This is a genomic window from Methylobrevis albus (genome assembly GCF_015904235.1).
Classification (GTDB): Bacteria; Pseudomonadota; Alphaproteobacteria; order Rhizobiales; family Pleomorphomonadaceae; genus Methylobrevis_A; species Methylobrevis_A albus.
Genome location: NZ_JADZLT010000041.1, coordinates 82,236 through 97,918, shown reverse-complemented (window position 1 = coordinate 97,918; position 15,683 = coordinate 82,236). Strand labels below are relative to the sequence as shown.

Sequence of the window (15,683 nt, the reverse complement as noted above, 5' to 3'; positions counted from 1 at the left end):
TTTTGCGTTTCAGGATGAGCAACCCGGCCGCTACTCCGCCGCGTCGCGCAGCAGCAGCGGCAGCATCGGCTGCACGGGCTCGGGCAGCGCCGGGGGAGCTTCCGCCGCCGCGGCCTGGGCGGCCGGCCGCTTCACCCGGAACCACAGCGCATAGAGCGCCGGCACGAACATCAGCGTCAGCAGCGTACCCACCGACAGCCCGCCCATGATCGCCACCGCCATCGGGCCCCAGAACACGTTCTGCGACAGCGGAATCATCGCGAGGATCGCCGCGAGCGCCGTCAGCACCACCGGGCGCGCCCGGCGCACCGTGGCGTCCACCACCGCCTGCCAGGGCGCATGGCCGGCGTCGATGTCTTGGCCGATCTGGTCGACGAGGATCACCGTGTTGCGCATGATCATGCCGGCGAGCGCGATGATGCCGAGCAGCGCGACGAAGCCGAACGGCCGGCTGAACAGGATCAGCGCCACCGTGGCGCCGATCAGGCCGAGCGGCGCCGTCGAGAACACCAGCGCCAGCTTCGAGAAGCTCTGCAACTGGATCATCAGCAGCGTCAGCATCGCGATGATCATTAGCGGGAAGACCGCGAACAGCGCGACGTTCGCCTTGGCGCTCTCCTCGACCGAGCCGCCCATCTCGATGCGGTAGCCGACGGGCAGCTTCGCCTCGACCGGGGCGAGCATCGGGCGGATCTCGTTCGAGACGTCGGGCGGCTGCACGCCGGGAATGACGTCGGCGCGCACGGTGATCATCAGGTCGCGGTTCTGGCGCCAGAGGATCGGCTCCTCGAAGCCGTATTCGACCCGCGCCACCTGCGACAGCGGCACGGCGACACCGCCGCGCACCGCCACCGTCAGGTCGCCGAGGCGGTCGAGGTCGAGGCGTTCGGCGGCGACCGCCCGGGCGACGACCTCGACCTTCTCGATGCCGTCGCGCACGGTCGTCACGCTGTAGCCCGAGATCAGCGTCTGCAGCGTCCGGCTGACCGCCTGCGGCGTCAGGCCGAGCACCCGCACCCGGTCCTGGTCCAGCACCAGCTTCACGGTCTTCGCCTGCTCGTTCCAGTCGAACTGCGGGTCGACGATCTTCGGGTTTGCCTGCATCACCGCCTTGACCTCGCCGGCGATGCGGCGAATTTCCAGCGGATCCTCGCCGATGACGCGGAACTGCACCGGGAAGCCGACCGGGGGGCCGAGCGCCAGCGCGCTGACGCGCACCCGCGCCTCCGGCACGCCGCCCTCGGCGGCGAACTGCTCGAGCTTCGCCTTCACCCGGTCGCGCGCCTCCGGACCGGTGGTCTCCAGCACCATGCTGGCGTAGTTGGCCTTCGGCAGCTCGGGATTGGAGGCGAGGAACCAGCGCGGCGCGCCGGCGCCGGTGTAGGTCGACCAGGTCAGCACGTCGTCGTCACCATCGACGACGCCGGCAACCGCCGCCATCGCCCGCTCGGTCGCGGCAAAGGACGCGCCTTCGGCGAGCCGGATTTCCACGGTGAGTTCGGGACGCGGCGAATCGGGGAAGAACTGCTGCTCGACGAAGCGGAACGACATGATCGAGCCGGCGAACAGCAGCACCGTCGCCATCACCACGACCAGCCGGTGCGCGACGCACCATTCGATCACGGCCCTGAGCGCCCGGTAGGTCCGCGAGCCGTACATCTCGCCATGCCCGCCGCCGTGGCGCTTCATCTCCGGCAGCAGCTTGACGCCGAGGTAGGGGGTGAAGATCACCGCGACGAACCACGACGCGACCAGCGCGATGCCGACGACCCAGAAGATGCCGCCGGCGTATTCGCCGGCCGTCGATTTCGCAAAGCCGACGGGCAGGAAGCCCGCCGCCGTCACCAGCGTGCCGGTCAGCATCGGGAAGGCGGTGGAGCTCCAGGCGAAGGTCGCCGCCTGCAGGCGGTCGTAGCCCTCCTCCATCTTCACGACCATCATCTCGACGGCGATGATCGCATCGTCGACCAGCAGGCCGAGCGCGATGATCAGCGCGCCGAGGCTGATGCGCTCGAGGCTGAGGCCCATCAGGTCGAGCGCGATCATCACCACCGCGAGCACGATCGGCACCGCGAGCGCCACGACGATGCCGGTCCGCCAGCCGAGCGACAGGAAGCTGACGGCGAGCACGATCGCCAGCGCCTCGGCGAAGGCCTGGATGAACTCCCTCACCGATTCCTCGACGATCTTCGGCTGGTCGGCGACCTGGTGCATCTCGAAGCCGACGGGAAGGTCGGCGCGCACGTCCTGCATCGCCGCGTCGAGTTCCTCGCCGAGCGTCACGATGTTGGCGCCCTCGGCCATCACGACGCCGATGGCGATCGCGGGCTGGCCCTCGTGCCGCACGACGTAGCTCGGCGGATCCTCGAAGCCGCGCCGCACCTCGGCGATGTCGCCGAGCCGCACGGTGACGCCGTTGCCGGCGACCGGCACGTCGGCAACCGCCGCGACGCCGTCGAGCGCGCCCTCGACACGCACGGAGATGTGCTCGTCCGCCGTGTCGACGGCGCCCGCCGGGGTCACGGCATTCTGGGCGGCGATCGAGGCGAAGACGTCCTCGGCGGAAATGCCAAGCGTCGCGAGCTTGGTATGGCTGAGTTCGACGAAGATCTTCTCGTCTTGGTCGCCGTAGAGCCGCACCTTGGCGACGTCGGGCACGCGCAGCAGGCGCTGGCGGATGATCTCCGCCTCGTCCTTCAGCTCGCGCAGGTCGGTGCCCTCGCCGCGCAGCATGTAGAGCGCGCTGTCGACGTCGCCGAACTCGTCGTTGAAGAACGGGCCGATGATATCGGCCGGCAGCTGGCCGCGGATGTCGGCGATGCGCTTGCGGACCTGGTACCAGATGTCCGCCACCGCGCCGGGCGGCGTTGTGTCCTCGAGCTGCACCTGCATGTAGGCCGCACCGGCCTGGGAATAGGTCCGCACCTTGTCGAAGTGCGGCACCTCCTGCAGCGTCTTCTCGATCGGGTCGGCGACCTGGCGCTGGATTTCCGCCGCCGTGGCGCCGGGCCAGACGGCCGAGACGACCATCACCTTGATGGTGAAGCTCGGATCCTCGGCGCGGCCGAGCCGGGCGTAGGAGAAGATGCCGCCGAGCGAGATGGCGATGATCAGGAACAGCACCAGCGTCTGGTGCGTCACCGCCCACTGCGAGAGATTGAAGCGCGAGACCGGCAGCGGCGGCAGGTTGCCCCGCTCGGCTTCGGGCTCACCGTGTCCGTTCTGGCCCGTCATGGCTCACCTCCGCGCTTCGACGATGGCAACGCGCACTTTCTGTCCGTCCTCGAGCTTGTTGACGCCGAGCGTCACCACCTCGTCGCCATTGGCGAGACCGGCGGAGATCAGCACGGTGTCGGTGCCGAAGCGCCGGACCTCGACCGCCGTCTTGGCGAGCTTGCTGCCGCTCGGGTCGATCACGAACACGCGCGGCCCCTCGCCCTCGTCGAGCACCGCGGTGGCCGGCAGTCGCACCACGGGGGTCGGATCGCCGTTGAGGAGTTCGATCGTCGCCGACATGCCGAAGCGCACGCTGTCGTCCGCGTCCGGCAGGGTGAAGCGGGCCCGGTAGGTGCGGGTCGCCGCGTCGGCCTGCGGCGAGACCTCGCGCAGCTTCGCCGGGAAGCTGCGCCCGTCGGCCCAGAGCCGCGCCATCGCGCTGCCCGCAGCGAGCTGCGCGACACGGCTTTCGGGCACCGCGATCTCGACTTCCTTGTCCGTGGTCGGCGCCAGCGTCACCACCGGCTGGCCGAGGCTCACCACCTGCCCCGGTTCCGCCGAGACGGCGGTGACGACGGCGGCGAAGGTCGCGCGGATCTCGGCATAACCGAGCTGGTTTTGGGCGAGTTCGACACTGCGCTCGGCCCGCAGCAGACGGCCGCGCGCCTCGTCGGTCGCGAGGCGGCGCTGCTCGTCGGTCGCCTTGCTGGCGTGGCCGCGGTCGGCGAGCGTCGCATAGCGCGCACCGTCGGCCTCCGCCTGGGCGAGGTTCGCCCGCGCCGCATCGAGTTCAGCGCCGGCGCTCTCGAGCGACAGCCGCAGGTCGTCCGGATCGAGGCGGGCGATCAGGTCGCCCGGGGCGACGACGTCGCCGACATCGAGCGGACGCTCGATCAGCTTGCCGCCGACGCGAAAACCGGTCGCGACCTCCGACCGCGGGCGCACCGTGCCGGCATAGAGGCCGGTCTCGGCGATGGAGACGAAGTGGGCCGCCTGCACCCGGACCACCGGATCAGGCGCCACGGTCACTTCGGCCTCCTGACAGGCGGCAAGCAGCACCGCGAGAACAGGAAGAAGGACAAGGCCGGAGCTGCGCATCTCACACCCCCTTGGATTGAAGGATATCAACTGTTGATTCTGTATAATCGTCACTGAACAGGCCTGAAAAAGGGCGCCGGAACCGGCGCCCTTTCCGATCAGTCGCCCGCCCGAAGCCCCTTCACCACCAGCCGCGCGACCCCGCGCGCCAGCGGCTCCATGTCTTCGTGGAAGCACTGCTCGAGCAACTGCGGGTGGAGAAACGCCACGAAGCTGCTCTTTACGACATGGGCCATCGCCGCGGGATCGGCGACCTTGAACTCGCCGCTCTCGACACCCTCGCGAATGATCGACTCGACCACGCCGCGCATCTGCTCGATGTGGCGCTCGATCGACTGCCAGTTCTCCACCATCGCAATGGAAACCATATCGTGCAGGCGGCGATCCTTCAGCAGTACCGTCTTGTTATGACGATGCAATTCCACGACGAAGCGCTCCAGCTTCTCACTGGCGCTGCCGTTCGACCGGGCAATGCGCCAGGCGACGGCCTGGATCTCGCCGGTGACGCGGGCACAGATCTGCTCGACGAGGGCGAGCTTCGAGGGAAAGAAGCGATAGAGGTTGGCCGGGCTCATCTTGAGCTCGGCGGCGATGTCGGCCATCGACGTCTTCTGGTAGCCGATGCTGCGGAACAGCACCTCGGCGACTTCGATGATGCGGGCGCGGACCTCGTCGGGATCGGCGCGTCCGCGAACTGCGGCCCTCATGGCGTCCTCACTTGCTGATGATTTTCAATATTCTTCATTCGTCAGATCGTCAAGCGGGATTCTCGGCCTCCGCCCGGGGCCAGAGCAGCGCCGCGCCGCGGGCGCCGCCATAGCCCTCGAAGCGGCTTGCCGCGAACACGGCGACCGCCTCGTCGCCGAAGGTGTGGTGTGCGACGGCCGCCGACGCCGCCTCGATCAGTCCCGGCATCCGGGCGAGCCCCCCGCCGAGCACGATGACGTCGGGATCGATCAGTGTCGCCAGCAGGCCGCCGTAGCGCGCCAGGCGATCGGCGAGCCGGCCGGCGGCGGCGACGGCATCCGGATCGCCCGCGGCAGCGAGCGCCGCGACCTCGGTGGCCGGTACGTCCCGGCCGGTGGCACGGGCATGGTCGGCGGCAAAGCCGGTGCCCGACAGGAACTGCTCGGCGCAGGCGATCCGGCCGCAGTAGCAGGGGCCGACGCCGAGTTCCTCGACCGTCGGCCGCGGCATCGGCACGTGACCCGCCTCGCCCGCGGTGCCGTTGATCCCCGTATGGATGACGCCGTCGCAGACGAAGCCGCCGCCGAGCCCGGTGCCGAGCGTCAGGGCATAGACGATCCGCTTGCCGGCCGCGGCGCCCCCGATCGCTTCGGACAGCGCAAAGCAGTTGGCGTCGTTCTCGATCCGGATCGCGCGTCCGAGCGCCGCGCCGAGGTCGCCGCCGAGATCGCGGCCGTTGCAGGACAGGATATTGCAGTTGCGCCAGAGGCCGCTTCGCGGCGAACGCGACCCGGGCGCGCCGACGCCGATGCTGACGACCGGGCCCTTCGCCGCCTCGAATTTCGCGACGAGATCGCGAACCGCGGCGATCAGATCGTCGTAGCCGGCGGGGGTGGAGAGGCGCAGGCGCTCGGTGACGGCGCCATCCGGCGCGAGCCCCAGCGCCTCGATCTTGGTGCCGCCGATGTCGATGCCGAGACGGATCGCCGCCATTGCCGGTTCCTGCCAGATGCGCTCAAGCCACCGCGGCCGGGCCCTCCGGCGCCGCTGTCACCTTCTGATCTGGCACAGCGGCACCCGAGTCGCCAATCTCGGCCCAAACCGGCGCAGGACAAAAAAATACGGCGACCGGGATGAACCGGTCGCCGCAAGTGGTCTTGGGAGGGAACCCAGAGTCCAGACTGCAGGAGCCGCCGGCACCCTGTGCCAGCGGCTCGACTGCATTTGCATCAGGCCTTGTCGACGACGTCCTTGACGGCATCCTTGGCCTTGCCGACGGTCTGCTGCGCTTCGCCCTTGCGCTCCTGCGCAATGCCTTCGGCCTGCATCTTCGGATCGTCCATCGCCTTGCCAGCCGCCTGCTTGACGTTGCCGGCCGCTTCGTTGGCCATGCCCTTGATCTTGTCGCCAGTGCTGCCCATCGGAGTGTCCTTTCCTGATTTTTCTCGAAATCTTGCGACTTCGAAAACTCAACGTGGCCGATCCGCGCTTTGTTCCAGCCGAGACCTCCTTCGCCGCTCGATCACGATACCTCCGCATTTTCGAACCGGCGTTCATCAACGCGAAAGCATGTCGACGATCGAGTCGCATTCGCCCCGCAGAATCAGAGCCTTGTTAACGCTGCGCTGAGGGTCGGCGGCGCAGCGTCGGGCAAGGACAGAGCCCACGGATGCGGACGACGATGGCGATCACCGACAGTTCACAAACGTTCGATCAAGTGCCGCCCCCGCGCACCGATGTTCCGGTCGGCGATCCGGCGGCCGGCACCCCGGAGCGCTCCCCCGGCGCCGAGCGGCGCGCCCGCTCGCTGCGGGCGACGACGCTCACCGCTCGGGCGCGGCGGGTCGCCGCCGACTACCGCGACCGGGCGATCGCGCCGTCCATCATCTCCGGTCTCGCCGCCCTGCTCGAATTCAGCTTCCTCGTCATTGCCGGGGTCGCCATCCATGCGTCGATGATCGGCGACGTTTCGCTGATCGAACTCGGCTACCTCGGTCCGGCGCTCGGCGCGCCGATGCTCGCCGTGCTCGCGATCCATGCCGCCGACGGCTATTCCGTCGCCGCCTTCCGCCGCGGCCACCGCCGGCTCGGCCGGGCGCTCGCGCTGTGGACCTCCGTGGTCGGCGGCTTCCTCGCGGCGATGTTCGTCGTCGGGGTCGGCGAGAACATCGAGCGCGGCTGGCTCGGGCTCTGGTTCGTCGGCGGCCTGCTCGCCATCATCGCCGCCACCATCACCATGACGGTCGCGGTCAAGCGCTGGACGGCGCTCGGCCGGTTGCAGCAGCGCGCCGTTATCGTCGGCGGCGGCGCGGCGGCCGAGGAGCTGATCAAGGCGATCGACGCCGGCGGCAACAACGAGATCCGCGTGCTCGGCATCTTCGACGACCGCGCCGACGACCGTTCGCCGGAGAACATCGGCGGCTATCCGAAGCTCGGCAACATCGACCAGCTCGTCGTCTTCGCCCGCCTCGCCGCGGTCGACCTCCTGATCGTCGCGATCCCGATCACGGCGGAGCACCGGCTGCTGCAGCTTCTCAAGAGCCTCTGGATCCTGCCGGTCGACATCCGCCTCAGCGCCCACGCGAGCCGGCTCAAGCTCCGCCCGCGCTCCTATTCCTTCGTCGGCAGCGTGCCGTTCCTCGACATCTTCGACAAGCCGATCGCCGGCTGGGACTCGGTGGTGAAGCGGGCCTTCGACATCCTGTTCGCCTCGATCGCGATCGTCATGCTGTCGCCGCTCATGGTCGGCGCCGCGCTGGCGGTGCGCCTTGAAAGCCGTGGCCCGGTGATCTTCCGGCAGAAGCGCTATGGCTTCAACAACGAGGTCATCGAGGTGATGAAGTTCCGCTCGATGTTCCACGAGATGGCCGATCCGGCGGCGGCGAAGGTCGTCACCAGGGGCGATCCGCGCGTCACCCGCGTCGGCCGCTTCATCCGCCGCACCTCGATCGACGAGTTGCCGCAACTCTTCAACGTGCTGCGCGGCGAGCTGTCGCTGGTCGGCCCGCGCCCGCACGCCGTCAACGCCCGCACCGAGCAGCAGCTCTGGGACGAGGTCGTCGACGGCTATTTCGCCCGCCACAAGGTGAAGCCCGGCGTCACCGGCTGGGCGCAGGTCAACGGCCTGCGCGGCGAGATCGACCGGCGCGAGAAGATCGAGGCGCGCGTCCAGTACGACCTGCACTACATCGACAACTGGTCGGTGCTGTTCGACCTCTACATCCTGTTCCTGACGCCGATCCGCGTGCTCAACCAGGAAAACGCCTACTGAGGCGGGAGCGGTCACGGTTGATGATCCGTTACCGGTACAGCGCGGTTTTTCGACTTTCCAGACGCAACAATCTTAAAGACGGAGACCTATACTCCGCAGCATCACGACAACAACGCCCCAACGCTGTCTCGACCGGCGTGACATCGACAGGATTGCCACCATGTCCGTTGCGTTGACCGACGATACCTTTGCCGCACGCGCGGAGGCCGCCCCGTCTCCCCGGCCGGACGCCCCCTCCCCCGCGGCGATCCCGACCGTAGTGCTCGGCGGCCTGCCGATCGCCGTGCAGGACCGCGGCGAGGCGGCGCGGCTGATGAACGACTGGGCGCTCTCCCGCCGCGGACGCGGCCTGCCGCCGCTCTACGTCACCTCGGCCAACGGCCAGGTGCTGTCCAACTGCGCCACCGATCCGGAGATCCGGGCGCTGTTCGCCGAGGCCGATCTCATCCATGCCGACGGCACGCCGATGGTCGTCGCCTCGCGCTACGTCTGCGCCCGCCCCCTGCCCGAGCGCCTCGCCACCACCGATCTCGTGCACGATTCGGCCAAGGTCGCCGAGGCGACCGGCACGCGCTTCTATTTCCTCGGCGGCTCGCCGGAGGTGAATCGCAAAGCGGTCGCCAACATGCGCGCGCTCTATCCAAGGCTCGTCTTCGCCGGCGCCCGCGACGGCTATTTCAAGCGCGAGGACGAGGATGCGCTGGTCGCCGAGATCAACGCCGCAGCGCCGGACATCCTGTGGATCGGTTTCGGCGTGCCGCTCGAACAGCGCTTCGTGTCGCGCAACCGCCACCGCCTCACCGGCGTCGGCCTGATCAAGACCTCGGGTGGCCTGTTCGACTTCCTCTCCGGAGCGAAGAGCCGCGCCCCCGGCCTGATGCAGCGCTTCGGCCTCGAATGGTTCTACCGGATGATGCTGGAGCCGAAGCGCCTCGGCCGCCGCTACCTCACCACCAATCCGCACGCGGTGTGGCTGCTCGCGACGAGGTCGCGATGAGCGGCCGTACGCGCAGCGGCCTCGCCGCCGGCCTCCTCGCCCTCGCCGCCGCCCTGCTGCCGGCGCCGGCGATGGCGGCGGCTGACTTTCCCGGCTGCTTCGCCCTCGAGGGTTCGAGCGTCCCGGCCAACCGCATGGCGGCGCTGTCGCGCGGCTTCAACGTGCCGGACTGGGTGGAAGCGCCCGAGACGCGCACGCCCGACCCGGTGGTGCTCGACCACCTCCAGCTGCTCGGCATGCGCCACATCCGCCTGCCGGTGAACGGCGAGCTGGTCATGCCGCGCTTTGCGAGCGAGGCCGAGACGGCGCTCACCCTCGAAAGCCTGCGCAGCGTGCTCGCCCGCCTGACCGCGAACGGCTGGGCCGCGTCGGTCGACCTCCACCCCGGTCGCCGCTTCTCGGAGCTGCACGTCAGCGATCCGGACGCCGCGGAAGCGGAAATCGCCACCGCGTGGACCCGCCTCGCGGGCGTCATTCGCGATTTCCCCGCCGATGCCGTGTTCGCGGAACTCCTCAACGAGCCCTCGGCCGGCGAAGCCGTCTGGTCCGAGCAGATGCCGCGGCTCGCGGCGCACCTGCGCGAGGTGCTGCCCGAGCACACGCTGATCGTCGGCCCGTCAGGCGCGCAGCGCATCGACCAGCTCGTGCGCATGCAGCCGCTCGAGGATCCCAACGTCGTCTACGCCGTGCACTACTACGACCCGATGCCGTTCACGCATCAGGGCCTCACCTGGGCGCCGCCGGGCGATCCGCTGGCGCCACTCGCCGCCGTGCCGTTCCCGGCGACGCGCAACGATCCCGCCGTGGTGTCGCAGATCGAGGCGCTGAAGGCGCAGGGGCACCAGCGCAGCGCCGATCTGCTCGACCGCACGCTGACGATCGACTGGAACGCGGCGATGGTGGCGCGCGAGTTCGCGCTGCTCGCCGAATGGAGCCGCAAGGCGGGGCGCCCGACCCTCGTCAACGAATTCGGCGTGCTGCGCTTCGTCGCCAACCCGACCGACCGGGCCCGCTGGCTCGCCGCGGTGGTGGATGCGGCGGAGACGAACTGCACCGCCTGGACCCACTGGGACTTTTCCGACGGCTTCGGCCTGCTCGACGACCTGACCCGCCTGCCCGATTCGCTCATCGTCCGCGCCCTGTTCGACCCGGCGTCGGTCGGCGGCGAGGGCGACGGGCTCTGACCCATTCTCGCCGGTCCGCCGGCACCACGAACCCGAGGGACACGCGTGCAATGATGACCGAAGGCGCCGTCCGCCTCGACCTTGCCGATTTCGCCGCCGAGCCCGCGTGGAGTGCCGCGCCCGCCGGCGCCGTCGACGTCGGCCAGCTCGCGATCGAGGTCCACACCGACATGGCGAACCCGGCGCTCTGGGCGGCCTGGGACCGGCTGGAGCAGTCCGGCAGCCTCAGCGTGTTCCAGACCCGCTTCTTCATGCAGCCGTTCCTCACCGAACTCGTCCCGGCGAGCCGGGCAGCGCCGATCGTCGTCACCGTGCACGGCGCCGACGGGCGGCCACAGGTCATCGTGCCGTTCGTGATGCGGCGGGTGAAAGGCCTCAGGAAGATCGAGCTCGCCGACCTCGACCTCTGCGACTATGCCGCGCCGCTGTTGGCGCGCGACGCCGTGTTCGACCATGCGAGCGCCGTCCAGCTCTGGCGCCGCATCATCGCGAAGCTGCCGGTGGCCGACGCGATCACCATGAAGAAGATGCCGCCGACCGTCGGCAACCTCCCCAACCCGCTGGCACTGCTGCCCGGCGTCGCCGCCATGGGCGTCACCACGGCCGTGGTGCCGATGGCCGGCGTCGACATCACCCGGACCGGCGCCTACAAGGACGCCGCCGGCAAGATCCGCAAGATGAAGAAGGCCGGCGACTACCGCTTCCTCGTCGCCGGAAATGCCGCCGAGGCGGACCGGCTGATCGACGCGATGATCCTGCAGCGCCGGGTGCGCTGCGCCGAACTCGGCCAGACCAGCAATCTCGACGAGCCGCATATCGGCGGCTTCTTTCGCGACCTCGCGCACCGCGGCTGCGCCGACGGCCGGGTCAGCCTGACGGCGATCGAACTCGACGGCACGCTGATCGCCGTCATCTACGGCTTCGTCCACCGCGGCCGCTGGAACGGCATCGTCACCGCGATGGGCGGCGAGGAGTACCGTCGCTATTCGCCCGGCCTCTGCAACATGGTGGAGACCCAGGCGCACTGGAAGGCGGCGGGGCTCGACGTCTTCGACATCGGCGTCGGCAACCTCCACTACAAGGAGCGCTTCGACGGCCGGCAGGTCGACCTCTTCGAGTACCAGCAGCCGCTCACCACCCGCGGCCGCATCGTTGCCATCGAGGCCCGGCTGCGCCGCTCGATCCGCCACTACCTCGACCTGCATCCCGAGCTCAACCGCCGCGTTCGCCGGGTGGTCGGCAAGTAAGGAGCACGCCATGACCGTCGACGACATCCGCGCCTATCGTCGCCGGGCCATGGAGCGCCCGGCCCTGCTGGCGGTGCCTGCCGCCTTCGACCGGCCGTTCGCCGGCGCGCTGCACGGCGTGCGCGGGATCGCCGCCCTTGCGGTGCTGTGGAGCCACGTGCTCGCGCTGCTCGCCTTCAATGCATTGTCGACCAGCCCGCTCGGGCTGATGGCGGGGGGCGGCGCGGCGGTGGCGCTGTTCTACGTGCTCAGCGGCGCGGTGCTGGCGATCTCGCTCCGGCGCTACGCCGGGGGCCTGGCCGAGACCGTCGCCTATGGCGTGCGCCGGCTGTTCCGGCTCTATCCGCTGCTGATCGCGACCTCCGCCTTCGCGCTGGCCTACTACCTTTTCCTGCATCCGCGCGTGACGAGCCCGTTGTTCGAGGCGTCGTTCTTCGGCCACTACGACGAGGCGTTCTCGCCGGTGAAGATCGCGGCGAGCTTCCTCGGCCTGATCGACAAGCTAAACCCACCGACCTGGTCGATCTTCGTCGAACTCGTCGCCTCGGCGCTGATGCCGCTGTTCGTGCTCGGCGCCCGCACTCCGGCGCGCGCGATCGTGCTGACGCTGGCGCTGCTGGTCGTCTCGTTCGCGATGCGCATGGCGCCGGACAGCCACATCCTGCTCTACCGCTGGCCGGCCTTCATGGTGAACTTCGCCGCCGGCATCCTCGCCCTGCATATCGGCCTGATGCTGCGGCCGAGGCTCGCTGCGCTCGGCACCGCCGCCCGCGTGCTGCTGCCGGTCGCGCTGTTCCTCGTGCTGATGAACGGCCGCGCGCTGATGGACGCCGCCGGCTACGCCTACGGCGGCCACGCCGATCCGGTCACCAACCTTTTTGAGGTGATGGTTTCGGTCGCGCTCGTCGTGCTGCTGCTGGAAGCGCCGCCACGGGTCGCGGTGTCGGCACCGCTGAAGGCGCTCGGCGACCTCTCCTACGGGATCTACCTGATCCACTTCCCGATGCTGTTCACGGTCGCCGGCCTGTTCGTGCTCGGCTTCGGCAACGAGACGCTGGGCGCCCACCGCGAGCTGTTCGCGATCGGCCTCGCCGTCACGGCAACGCTCGCGACGCTCGCCGCCAGCGCGCTTGCCTGGCGCTTCCTCGAAGCGCCGATGATCGCCGCCGGTCGCGGCCTGTCGCGCCGGATCGCAGGAAAGGACTGAGACCGGGGATCAGCTCCCGGCCGGGCCTTCGTCGAAGCCGACGTAGATCTGCAGCGTCCCGGAGCGCTTGTCGGCGGGAATCTGGATGCCGTCGGCGACGTGGGTCCACAGCACATTGCCCTGGCCGGCCGCCAGCGACGCCGGCACGCGGAAGAGCTGCGAGTAGACCACCTCGGCACCGTTGCGCAGCAGGACGACGCGCAGCGGCAGGTCGACATTGCCGGTGGCGCCGGTCGGGCCGTTGATCAGGCGACCGGCGACACCGACCTTGACGATGGTCGAGTCGCCGACGTCGGTGCACTCGCGCGCCATCTGGCCGATGTTCGCCTGGAAGCGGATGCCCTTCGGATCCTGGTCGCGGCCGCGCTCGTAGATGGTGAAGACCTGGGTGCCGTCGCGGACGGCGACGGTCGGGCAGGTGCGGGCGCTGGTGAAGCGCGCGGCGGATTCGGCCACGGCCTGCGGATCGCTGCCGCCGGAGACTAGGCTGGCCGGATTGAGATCCGGGCCGTTCGAACAGGCCGCCAGGATGGCGAGCGGCGCGGCAGCGACAAGACGGAAAAAGCGACGACCGACCGAAGACATGCGCGAGGTCCCTCCACGGCGCCCTCTATAGCAGGGCCGTTTCGGATTGGCGACAGGGGCGGCACCGCGCCCCGCCCGGCCGCTCCGGCCTTGACACACGGGGCCCATCGCCTCCAATTGCGCCTTGTGCGGGGCGCCACCGCAGGGCCGCCCACCCGGACGAGAACCACCGTGACCGACGCCGCAAAGCCGCCGCTCAACGTCTATCTCTGTGCGCCGCGCGGCTTCTGTGCCGGCGTCGACCGGGCGATCCAGATCGTCGAGCTGGCGCTGGAGCGCTATGGCGCGCCGGTCTATGTGCGCCACGAGATCGTCCACAACAAATACGTCGTCGAGGGGCTGCGCCGGAAGGGCGCCGTCTTCGTCGAGGAACTCGACGAGATCCCGCCGTCGGATCGCCAGCCGGTGGTCTTCTCCGCGCACGGGGTGCCGAAGGCGGTGCCGGCCGATGCCGCGGCGCGGTCGATGTTCTACCTCGACGCCACCTGCCCGCTGGTCTCCAAGGTGCACCGCGAGGCCGAGATCCACCATCGCCGCGGCCGCCACATCATCCTCGTCGGCCACGCCGGCCACCCGGAGGTGATCGGCACCATGGGGCAGTTGCCCGAGGGCGCCGTGACGCTGGTGGAGACGGAAGCCGACGCCGAGACCGTCGAGCCGCGCGACGAAGCCAATCTCGCCTGGATCACCCAGACCACCCTGTCCGTCGACGATACCCGCGCGATCGTCGCGGCGCTGACCCGGCGCTTCCCGGCCATTGTCGCCCCGCACAAGGACGACATCTGCTACGCCACCACCAACCGGCAGGACGCGGTGCGCGTCGTGGCGCCGAAGGTCGACGCGATGCTGGTAGTCGGCGCGCCGAACTCGTCGAACTCGCAGCGCCTGCGCGAGGTCGCCGCGCGCGCCGGCTGCGAGCGCGCCTTCCTGATCCAGCGCGCCAGCGACATCGACTGGGACGCCGTCGGCCCCGTCGCCAATCTCGGCCTCACCGCGGGGGCCTCGGCGCCGGAAGTGCTGGTCGAGGAGGTGATCGACGCCTTCGCCGCCCGCTACGCCGTCACGGTCGAGGAGGTGCGCACCGCCGACGAGACCGTGTCGTTCAACCTGCCGCGCGAATTGCGCCAGCCGGCGGCCGAGTAGCAGCCTCCGCCATCACCTTCGCCGGGCGGTATCTTCACCGATCCGATCTCTTCGCCCAGTACCGGGGACGTTCATGGCGGTCTACACCGACGTCGGCGACGAGGACCTCGCCGCCTTCATCGCCGACTACGACATCGGCGAACTCGTGTCGTTCAAGGGCATCGCCGAAGGCGTCGAGAACTCCAACTTCCTGCTGCGCACCACCGCGGCGAGCTTCATCCTGACGCTCTACGAGAAGCGGGTGAACGAGGCCGAACTGCCGTTCTTCATCGGCCTGATGCAGCATCTCGCCGGTCGCGGCATCAACTGCCCCACCCCCGTGCGCGCCCGTTCGGGCGCCGCCCTCGGCCGCCTCGCCGGCCGGCCCGCGGCGATCGTCACCTTCCTCGATGGGGTCTCGGTGCGCCGGCCGCGGCTGCCGCATTGCGCCCAGCTCGGCGTGGCGCTCGCCGACCTGCACGCCGCAGGCGCCGATTTCGCCGTGCACCGCACCAACGCGCTGTCGCTGCCCGGCTGGCGCCCGCTGTTCGAGCGCTCCGCCGACCGCGCCGACGAGGTACAGCCCGGCCTTGCCGCCGAGATCGACGCCGAGCTCGGCCGCCTCGAGGCGGAATGGCCGAAGGCGCTGCCGGCCGGGGTGATCCACGCCGATCTGTTCCCCGACAACGTCTTCTTCCTCGGTGACGACCTCTCGGGGCTGATCGACTTCTATTTCGCCTGCAACGACTTCCTCGCCTACGACCTCGTGATCTGCCTCAACGCCTGGTGCTTCGAGACCGACCTGCAGTTCAACGTCACCAAGGCCCGCGCGCTGATCGCCGGCTACGAAAGCCGCCGGCCGCTGACGCCCGGGGAACGCGCGGCGCTGCCGCTGCTCGCCCGCGGCGCCGCGATGCGCTTCCTGCTGTCGCGGCTCTACGACTGGCTCAACGTGCCGCCCGGCGCCCTGGTGACGCCGAAGGATCCGATCGAGTATCTCCGCAAGCTCCGCTTCCACCAGCGCGTCACCGGCGTCGGCGCCTACGGGATGACGCCATGACCGCCCAAC

General features: G+C 69.7%; 13 protein-coding genes. 7 read left to right on the top strand and 6 right to left on the bottom strand.

Translation table 11 applies throughout. The annotated features are described in order from the left end of the window. Positions 1–30: 30 nt before the first annotated feature. From I5731_RS04905 to I5731_RS04885, 5 genes are all read right to left on the bottom strand, one after another. Positions 31–3,234, bottom strand: a complete 3,204-nt coding sequence (locus I5731_RS04905) for an efflux RND transporter permease subunit (RefSeq protein ID WP_197310253.1) — start codon at positions 3,232–3,234, stop codon at positions 31–33. 3 nt (positions 3,235–3,237) lie between these two features. Then, positions 3,238–4,245, bottom strand: coding sequence for an efflux RND transporter periplasmic adaptor subunit (locus tag I5731_RS04900; protein WP_328838172.1), 1,008 nt, complete (start codon positions 4,243–4,245; stop codon positions 3,238–3,240). A 167-nt stretch (positions 4,246–4,412) separates the two neighbouring features. Further along, positions 4,413–5,021, bottom strand: a complete 609-nt coding sequence (locus tag I5731_RS04895) for a TetR family transcriptional regulator (RefSeq protein ID WP_197310251.1) — start codon at positions 5,019–5,021, stop codon at positions 4,413–4,415. Between the two features lie 49 nt (positions 5,022–5,070). Next, a complete protein-coding gene (locus tag I5731_RS04890; RefSeq protein WP_197310250.1) occupies positions 5,071–5,994 on the bottom strand; it encodes an ROK family protein in 924 nt (307 codons plus the stop codon). Positions 5,995–6,230: 236 nt separating this feature from the next. Further along, positions 6,231–6,422: a CsbD family protein gene (locus tag I5731_RS04885; protein ID WP_197310249.1), complete on the bottom strand. Its 192-nt coding sequence runs from the start codon at positions 6,420–6,422 to the stop codon at positions 6,231–6,233. Between the two features lie 260 nt (positions 6,423–6,682). On the opposite strand from I5731_RS04885, the gene I5731_RS04880 reads away from it, so the two are divergent. The 5 genes from I5731_RS04880 to I5731_RS04860 all read left to right on the top strand — a co-directional run bounded on the left by I5731_RS04880 (position 6,683) and on the right by I5731_RS04860 (position 12,907). Beyond that, positions 6,683–8,272, top strand: a complete 1,590-nt coding sequence (locus tag I5731_RS04880) for an undecaprenyl-phosphate glucose phosphotransferase (RefSeq protein WP_197310248.1) — start codon at positions 6,683–6,685, stop codon at positions 8,270–8,272. A gap of 160 nt (positions 8,273–8,432) precedes the next feature. Beyond that, positions 8,433–9,269 carry a WecB/TagA/CpsF family glycosyltransferase gene (locus I5731_RS04875; protein ID WP_235981546.1) on the top strand — a complete coding sequence of 279 codons (837 nt, stop codon included), beginning with the start codon at positions 8,433–8,435 and terminating at the stop codon, positions 9,267–9,269. Next, a complete protein-coding gene (locus I5731_RS04870; protein WP_197310247.1) occupies positions 9,266–10,453 on the top strand; it encodes a glycoside hydrolase family 5 protein in 1,188 nt (395 codons plus the stop codon). Before I5731_RS04875 ends, I5731_RS04870 begins: the two co-directional genes overlap by 4 nt. A 50-nt stretch (positions 10,454–10,503) precedes the next feature. After that, the gene (locus I5731_RS04865) at positions 10,504–11,700 is read left to right on the top strand and encodes a GNAT family N-acetyltransferase (protein ID WP_197310246.1); all 1,197 of its coding nucleotides are present in this window, start codon (positions 10,504–10,506) and stop codon (positions 11,698–11,700) included. Positions 11,701–11,710: 10 nt separating this feature from the next. After that, positions 11,711–12,907: an acyltransferase family protein gene (locus I5731_RS04860; protein WP_197310245.1), complete on the top strand. Its 1,197-nt coding sequence runs from the start codon at positions 11,711–11,713 to the stop codon at positions 12,905–12,907. Between the two features lie 9 nt (positions 12,908–12,916). On the opposite strand, the gene I5731_RS04855 is transcribed toward I5731_RS04860, so the two are convergent. Next, entirely contained in the window at positions 12,917–13,492 is a 576-nt protein-coding gene (locus tag I5731_RS04855) for a hypothetical protein (protein WP_197310244.1), read from the bottom strand. Positions 13,493–13,663: 171 nt separating this feature from the next. On the opposite strand from I5731_RS04855, the gene ispH reads away from it, so the two are divergent. Both ispH and I5731_RS04845 read left to right on the top strand, forming a co-directional pair. Then, entirely contained in the window at positions 13,664–14,635 is a 972-nt protein-coding gene (ispH, locus tag I5731_RS04850; RefSeq protein WP_197310243.1) for a 4-hydroxy-3-methylbut-2-enyl diphosphate reductase, read from the top strand. A 73-nt stretch (positions 14,636–14,708) separates the two neighbouring features. Beyond that, a complete protein-coding gene (locus I5731_RS04845) occupies positions 14,709–15,674 on the top strand; it encodes a homoserine kinase (protein WP_197310242.1) in 966 nt (321 codons plus the stop codon). Positions 15,675–15,683: the final 9 nt, after the last annotated feature.